Genomic DNA, 6,786 nt, shown 5'->3' with positions numbered 1-6,786 from the left:
GCGCGGTGCCCCGAAATGTTAACACCACTTTTTCCCTCCACCACTAACTGGGGCCGGTTTAATAATCACCGGGGACCACTTTCTTGCTCATCGGCCAACGTTGCCGAGCACGTGATTCGCCGCCGGGACTCAGCCGAACGACGTGATGACGCCGCGGGCCACCCCGCCGCCGGTGCGCAACAGGTCGAACCCCTCATTGATCTCGTCGAGCGAGAATTCCCGGGCAACCAGCGCGTCGAGGTCCAGCTGCCCCGCCAGGTATTGGGCCACGTAGCGCGGCACATCCCGGCGCGGGGCCGAGGATCCCATGTACAGACCGTGCAGCGACCGCTGCGGGGCAATGATGTCCGCCGTCGCGTCGACCTGCAGCGTGCTGCCCGGGCGGTGCAGTCCGATCAGGTAGGCGTCGCCGCCGGTGCGCGTCATCCGCAGCGCCTGGAGGCTGGTTGCCGGCAGGCCGATCATCTCGAATGCGTGGTCCACTCCCCCGCCGGTCAGTTCAAGGACCGCCGCAACGGGATCGCCGGCCGAGGCATTGATGATGTCGGTGGCCCCGAAGGAGCGGGCCAGCTCGAGCTTGTCCTCGGCGAGATCCACCGCAATGATCCGCCCCGCGCCGGCAATGCGCGCGGCGTTGATGGCGTTGAGCCCCACACCGCCGGCGCCGATCACCACGACGCTCTGCCCCGGTTCCAGCTTGGCGCAGTTGAAGACGGCGCCGGCGCCGGTCAACGTGGAACAGGCCATGACCGCGGCCTGGGCAAAAGGGATTGATTCCGGGATCCGGACCACCTGGTTTTCGTGGACCAGGGCCAGCTCGGCGAATCCGCCAAGCCCGAAAATCTGGGTCACCGGCGACCCGTCCTGTTTCAGCCGCGGGGCCTCGGTGGGCTGCCGCAGGGTGTGCGACCTGTTGGGGCACCGATGCCCGGCCCCGGAGAGGCAGTCGGCGCAGCGCCCGCAATACTGGATCAGCGTGGCCACCACGTGGTCGCCCACTGCAATGCCGGAGACCCTGTCGCCGATCTCGCGCACCACCCCGGCAATCTCATGGCCCAGCACTGCGGGGGCCGGAATACCCATGTCGGTGGAGGCCAGGTGCAGGTCCGAGTGGCAGAGCCCGGCGGCCCGGACTTCGATGAGCACCTCGGCCCCGTGCGGGGCGGAGACTTCGATGTCCTCGATGGCGAAGGTTCCGTCGAAGTCGCGGACCACGGCTGCGCGAGCGAAATATCCGGCCACGGCCTAGTCCTTGCGCAGGCGGTGCAGGATCCGGGCGCGCGCCTCGGCGAAGCGCGGGTCGGCCTTGGTGTCGACCTGGTCGCGTACGTCCCCGAAGCCCGTCACGATCTCATCGACAACCGTTGCCGGTTTTTCGGCAATGACAACGACCTTGTCGGCAAGGTAAAGCGCCTCGTCGATATCGTGGGTCACCAGCAGGATCGTCACGCCCAGGTCCTGCTTGAGCTTGATGACCAGGTCCTCCAGATCAAAGCGGGTCTGCGCATCGACGGAGGCGAAGGGCTCGTCCATCAGCAGCACCTTGGCGTTGTACGCCAGGGCGCGGGCAATCGCCACGCGTTGCTGCATGCCGCCGGACATTTCCCACGGGTACTTGTCTCCCTGGCCCGCGAGGCCGACGGCAGCAAGGTTCTCGTCGGCGACGCGCATCCGGTCGACCTTGTTCACGCCCCTGCCCTGCAGCGGGAAAGCCACGTTGTCGCGCGTGGTCATCCAGGGCATCAGCGAACGGCTGTAATCCTGGAACACCACGGCAAGGTCAGGGTGCGGGCCGGTGATCATGGTGCCACCGACCTCAATGGTGCCGGCCTTGGGACGCAACAGCCCCGAGAGGCAGCGCAGCAGCGTGGTCTTGCCGACGCCGGAGGGGCCGACGATGGAAATGAACTCGCCGGTGTTCACATCGAGGTTGAGGTCCTCGATGATCTTGTTTTCCGCGGCTCCCGAGCCATAGCTCATGGACATGCCGCGGACCTTCATCAACTTGGTGTCCTGGCCGTGTTGGACGTTGGCCTGTACCTGGGCTGTCATGGCGTCTCCTTGGTCTGTGTGTAATACGAGTGTGGGCATTGACCGGGTCACTGGGATCCGGAGGCGTGGTACCAGCGCAGCACGCGACGTTCAACCAGGATGAAAAGCATCGAGATGATGTAGCCGATTACGCCGACAAGCAGGGCTCCGGCCCAGGTTTCGGGGACCTGGAAGGTTGCGGAGGAATTAAGGATGTAGAAGCCCAACCCCTCGATCGAGGCAAACATTTCGGAAACCACCATCACGGTGATGCCGATGGGCATCGCCACGCGGATGCCCGCCACGATCTGCGGCAACGCCGAGGGAAGGACCACCCGACGGAAGTGCAGCATCGGAGGGATGCGGTAGACCTTGGAGAACTTGCGGATGGTGGGCTCCACGCCAAGCACGCCGTCGATGGTGTTCAGCAGGATCGGCCACATGCAGGCGAAGGCGATGGTTCCCATCTTGGGCCCCTGCCCCATGCCGAACACGCCGATGATCATCGGCACCAGCGCTGCCTGCGGCACCGAGCGGAAGAAGTTGATGATCGGATCCACGATCCGCCGCAGCCATCCGACCTCACCCAGCAACAGGCCGATACCAATGCCCAGCACCGCCGCAATGAACAGGCCGACAAAAAGATTGGTCAGCGAATAGATCGCCCCTGCGAGGATCACCCCGTTGCCCAGGTCCCGGACCAGCACTGTCAGGATTTGTTCCAGGGACGGGATGAAGAAGTTGGTACTGTCGGCCGAGAGCACCCACCACAAAACCATCAGGACCACGATCAACCAGGTGGCCTGCAGGATCTTCTTGCCCGGTGCGCCGGCGGTGCGCACCTTTCGCTTGGCGCGCGGTTCGACGGCGTTCAAGGTCGCGTTAGTCATTTTCTTGCCTCTTCCAAATCAGTAGGCGATTCTCGCAGCGCTGGAGGATCGCGGCCAGTGCCCAGCCGACAAGTCCGGTGAAGAACAGATAGGCGAATGCCAGGTCCCAGCGCTGGGCCTGCTGCATCAGCGTGATCTGGCGTCCAACGCCGGGAGCCTGGCTGATGACCTCGACGCCGACGGCAACCAACAGCGAAATCGAGGCGGAAATCCGCACGCCCGTTGCAATGAACGGCAGTGCCGAAGGCAGCAGCACCCTGCGGAAGCGGAGCATCGGCGGGATGCGGTAGACGGCTACGGTATCGGCAACCGCCGCCACCTGGCGGCGGGCGCCGTAGATGGTCTGGACCATGACCGGCCACAGGCAGCTCAGCGACACGATGACGATTTCCATACGGATGTTGGAGCCCAGCAGCATGATGACCACCGGCATCAGGGCCAGCACCGGGAAGGAGCGGCCGAAGTCGATCAGGATGCTGGTCGACCGATCAAGGAAACCAATGGATCCAATGAGCAGACCGAATAGGACGCCGATGACGGAGGCTATCGCCCAGCCGGCCAATGCCGCGGTCAACGTCCTGCCCAGCGAGGCCCAGAAGGCCGGGCTGATGAAGGCCTCCCCGATGGCCTCCAGGATCTGGCCGACTCCGGGGAGCATCGAGGGCATGGTTCCGCTGGCGATGACAAGCCACCAGACGCCGAGCAGGATCGCGATCGCCGCAAGCCGCTGGACCAGCAGCTTGCCCGGCATGGTCAGGGTCTCTTTCATGGTCTACCTCAGATTGGTGGTGGGACGGCGGGTCGCCGGCGTTCCGGGGTGCCCGGAACGCCGGCTGCTGGTTCGGTGGCTACTTGGCGTCGGCCGAAGCGCGGCGCGGGGCCTCGGACCACAGCACGCTGTCAACCGCAATGGACTTTTCCAGCAGACCGAAGTGCACCATCGCATCGATGCCGGCCTGGGCCTCGGCCACGTTGAAGGTCACGTCGGCGGGGACGAAGGCCTTCGGGGCCTTGGCGACGTCGATTTGGTTGACGGTGGCGTTGACGTTCTGCACCGCTGGCAGATTGGCAGGGTCGGAATAGAAGGCCACGGCCTCGGTCATCGCCGCGGTGAACTTCTTGGAGGCTTCCGATCCCTCGCCGGCCAGCCAATCCTTCTTGGCGGTCCAGACGGTCACCGGCATGTTGCCCTGGTACTCGCGCACCGGGTTGGAGATCGACACGAAGCCTGCATCGACCATCTGGTGGTAGAAGGAGTCTGCCGGGACCACTGCGTCCACGGTGCCCTGCTCGAGGGCTGCCTGCATGCCGGCGTACGGGATGGCGACTTCCTTCACGGAATTCACGTCGATGCCTGCACCTTCCAGCGCCTGCAGCACGGGAATGTCGCCGCCGGACTTCACTCCGACGACACCGATGGTCTTGCCTTCAAGCTGCTCAAGGGCGGTGATGCCAGAGTCCTTGTCAACCAGCACGCCGGAGTTCTCGGCCTTGTCATCGACCAGGCCGTTGCCGCCGATGACACTGACCGGCACTCCCTTGGCCGCCGAGGTCGCCACGTTGATCCATGAACCGATGGCGATGTCCACGTCGCCGGAGACGACCTGGGCAAGCAAAGCGGCCGGGTCCGCGCCGCTGACGATCTCGACGTCGAGTCCGTGCTTCTTGAACATGCCCTGTTCCTCGGCGAGGTAGGCGGTTTCGAACTGGATCGGTGCCACGGCTACGCGAAGCGACGTCTCTCCGGCCGCACCGGTGGCGCCTGCCGCGGTGTCGCTGTCGCTTCCGCCGCAGGCGGTGAGCCCTGCCAGGGCAAGGGTTGCCACGGCAAGGCCGGATGCGGCCCTGGCCAGAAATGTGTGTCGAGTGTTGCCCACGGTATGTCTCCTCAGCGAGATTCTTGGCCCTGCGGCCAGCGAGTTGTACGTGCCCCGTCGTTCGGTGGGGCAGTGGGAAGGAGTCCCACGACGACGAAATTTAGAATGCATTCCGTTAGAGACAATATATCTTTAGTATGATTATGTGGCAAGCTTCACACGGGAGGCAATTTTCCCGACCTCACCAACACCCGGACCCGACGACGCGAGGAACCCCTGATGACCACCACCGACACCAGCACACACGACCTGGCCAGTGAGTTGCGCGCCCGGCTTCTCGCCGAGACCCTGCCGCTTATCATTGGCGGGGAATGCGTCCAGGGGCGGGGAGAGCCCCTGGAAGTGACCGACCCTTCCACCGGAGGGCATCTGGCCATGACCGCCTCGGCCTCCGCCGCGGACGTCGATGAGGCCGTGGGTGCCGCCCGCGCGGCCTTCGAGTCGGGGCCCTGGGCCGACCTGTCGCCAAGCCGGCGCCAACGCCTGCTACACCGCTTCGCGGACGCGCTGGAAGAGAACCTCGACGAACTAGCGACCCTCGAGTCGCTGAACTGCGGCAAGCCCTACGCGGTGGCCCGCAACTTTGAACTGCCCACGGGCATCGACATCCTGCGCTACCACGCGGGCTGGGCAACCAAGCTCAACGGCGAGACCCGAGACGTCTCATTGCCGGGCGAATGGCATGCCTATACATTGCGCCAGCCGCTTGGCGTTGCAGGCCTGATCGTGCCGTGGAACGTGCCTTTTACCATCGCCCTTTCAAAGATCGCCCCGGCGCTGGCCGCCGGCTGCACCGTGGTGCTCAAGCCCGCCGAACTGACCCCGCTCACAGCGGTAAGGGTCGCGCAGATCGCCCTGGAGGCAGGCATCCCGGCGGGCGTGCTCAACGTGGTCCAGGGACTGGGTCCGGTAGCGGGACAGGCCTTGGCTGACCACCCGGATGTGGACAAGGTGTCCTTCACCGGGTCGACCGCGGTGGGGAAGCGACTTCTCGCCTCCGCCGCGGGAAACCTCAAACGCCTAAGCCTGGAACTAGGCGGTAAGTCCCCTGTGGTCATCTACCCCGACGCAGATCTGTCCAAGGCAATCCCGGGCGCCGCCATGAGCATCTTCGCCAATTCGGGGCAGGTCTGTGCGGCCGGCTCCCGGCTGTATGTGCACGAGGACGTTGCCGAAGAAGTAATTGCCGGCATTGCACGGTTCGCCGAGTCGCTGACCGTCGGTTCCGGTCTGGATCCGGCCACCCAGCTTGGTCCATTGATCTCCGAGCAGCAGCGTGAGCGCGTCATTGGCTACATTGCCGCCGGCATCGCCGCCGGCGCCGAGTTGGTCACCGGCGGCATCGTGGCGGAGGGAGCCGGCTTCTTCGTCGCACCGACAGTGCTGCGCAATGTGGATGCCGACATGTCGATCGTGCGCGAGGAAATCTTCGGCCCGGTGCTCTCGGTGAGCACCTTCGGCGACGAAGACTCGCTGGCCGAGGTGCTACGCCGCGCCAACGATAGCGACTACGGCCTGAACTCGATCATTTTCACCCAGGACATCTCCCGCGCGCTGCTCTTTGCCAAGCGCATTCAGGCCGGCAATGTCCGGGTCAACACCGGTTCCGGAATGGACGCCAACATGCCTTTCGGGGGCTTCAAGCAATCGGGCTGGGGCCACGAGAACGGCCGCGAGGGCATCGAGGCCTACACCTCGATCAAGTCGGTCACCGTCAAGCTGGACTAGCCCCCGCACCCACGCACAACGGCCATCCGGGTTCGCCTCGCTTCGAGGCGAACCCGGATAGCCTCATTTTAATGCAGGACATGTCGGTTGCGATCCTTGCACCGCGAGGCAGAACCAGGCAATGTCCTCCCCTGCCTTGCCACGCGTTGTTCCAGTGCCGGAATGGGTGGCAAAACGTCCCCGCAGGCACCGCTCGTGCATATCGGTTCCCGCATTTCGAGGCGGGCGGGATGCTTCGCTTCGTCCCGAAAGGCCCACAG

The 6,786-nt window shown here is 64.8% G+C and carries 6 protein-coding genes; 1 reads left to right on the top strand and 5 read right to left on the bottom strand.

Annotated elements, in window-relative coordinates:
- Nucleotides 1-129: 129 nt before the first annotated feature.
- The 5 genes from ACLQ7E_RS05455 to ACLQ7E_RS05435 form a co-directional block, all read right to left on the bottom strand.
- Nucleotides 130-1,242, bottom strand: coding sequence for a zinc-binding dehydrogenase (locus ACLQ7E_RS05455; RefSeq protein WP_411731557.1), 1,113 nt, complete (start codon nucleotides 1,240-1,242; stop codon nucleotides 130-132).
- A 3-nt stretch (nucleotides 1,243-1,245) separates the two neighbouring features.
- Entirely contained in the window at nucleotides 1,246-2,052 is an 807-nt protein-coding gene (locus ACLQ7E_RS05450) for an ABC transporter ATP-binding protein (protein WP_411731556.1), read from the bottom strand.
- Between the two features lie 47 nt (nucleotides 2,053-2,099).
- The gene (locus tag ACLQ7E_RS05445; RefSeq protein ID WP_411731555.1) at nucleotides 2,100-2,921 is read right to left on the bottom strand and encodes an ABC transporter permease; all 822 of its coding nucleotides are present in this window, start codon (nucleotides 2,919-2,921) and stop codon (nucleotides 2,100-2,102) included.
- Nucleotides 2,914-3,690, bottom strand: a complete 777-nt coding sequence (locus tag ACLQ7E_RS05440) for an ABC transporter permease (protein ID WP_411731554.1) — start codon at nucleotides 3,688-3,690, stop codon at nucleotides 2,914-2,916. Before ACLQ7E_RS05440 ends, ACLQ7E_RS05445 begins: the two co-directional genes overlap by 8 nt.
- Nucleotides 3,691-3,769: 79 nt before the next feature.
- Nucleotides 3,770-4,798 (bottom strand): ABC transporter substrate-binding protein, encoded by a 1,029-nt coding sequence (locus ACLQ7E_RS05435; RefSeq protein WP_411731553.1) that lies wholly within the window; start codon nucleotides 4,796-4,798, stop codon nucleotides 3,770-3,772.
- A 219-nt stretch (nucleotides 4,799-5,017) separates the two neighbouring features.
- On the opposite strand from ACLQ7E_RS05435, the gene ACLQ7E_RS05430 reads away from it, so the two are divergent.
- Complete coding sequence (locus ACLQ7E_RS05430; protein WP_411731552.1) at nucleotides 5,018-6,526, top strand: aldehyde dehydrogenase family protein; 1,509 nt, start codon at nucleotides 5,018-5,020, stop codon at nucleotides 6,524-6,526.
- The last annotated feature ends 260 nt before the right edge of the window (nucleotides 6,527-6,786 follow it).

This window comes from Paeniglutamicibacter sp., from assembly GCF_046714615.1.
GTDB lineage: Bacteria > Actinomycetota > Actinomycetes > Actinomycetales > Micrococcaceae > Paeniglutamicibacter.
Note: the sequence above shows the minus strand (reverse complement) of the source record. Positions and strands in the feature narration are given on the sequence as shown.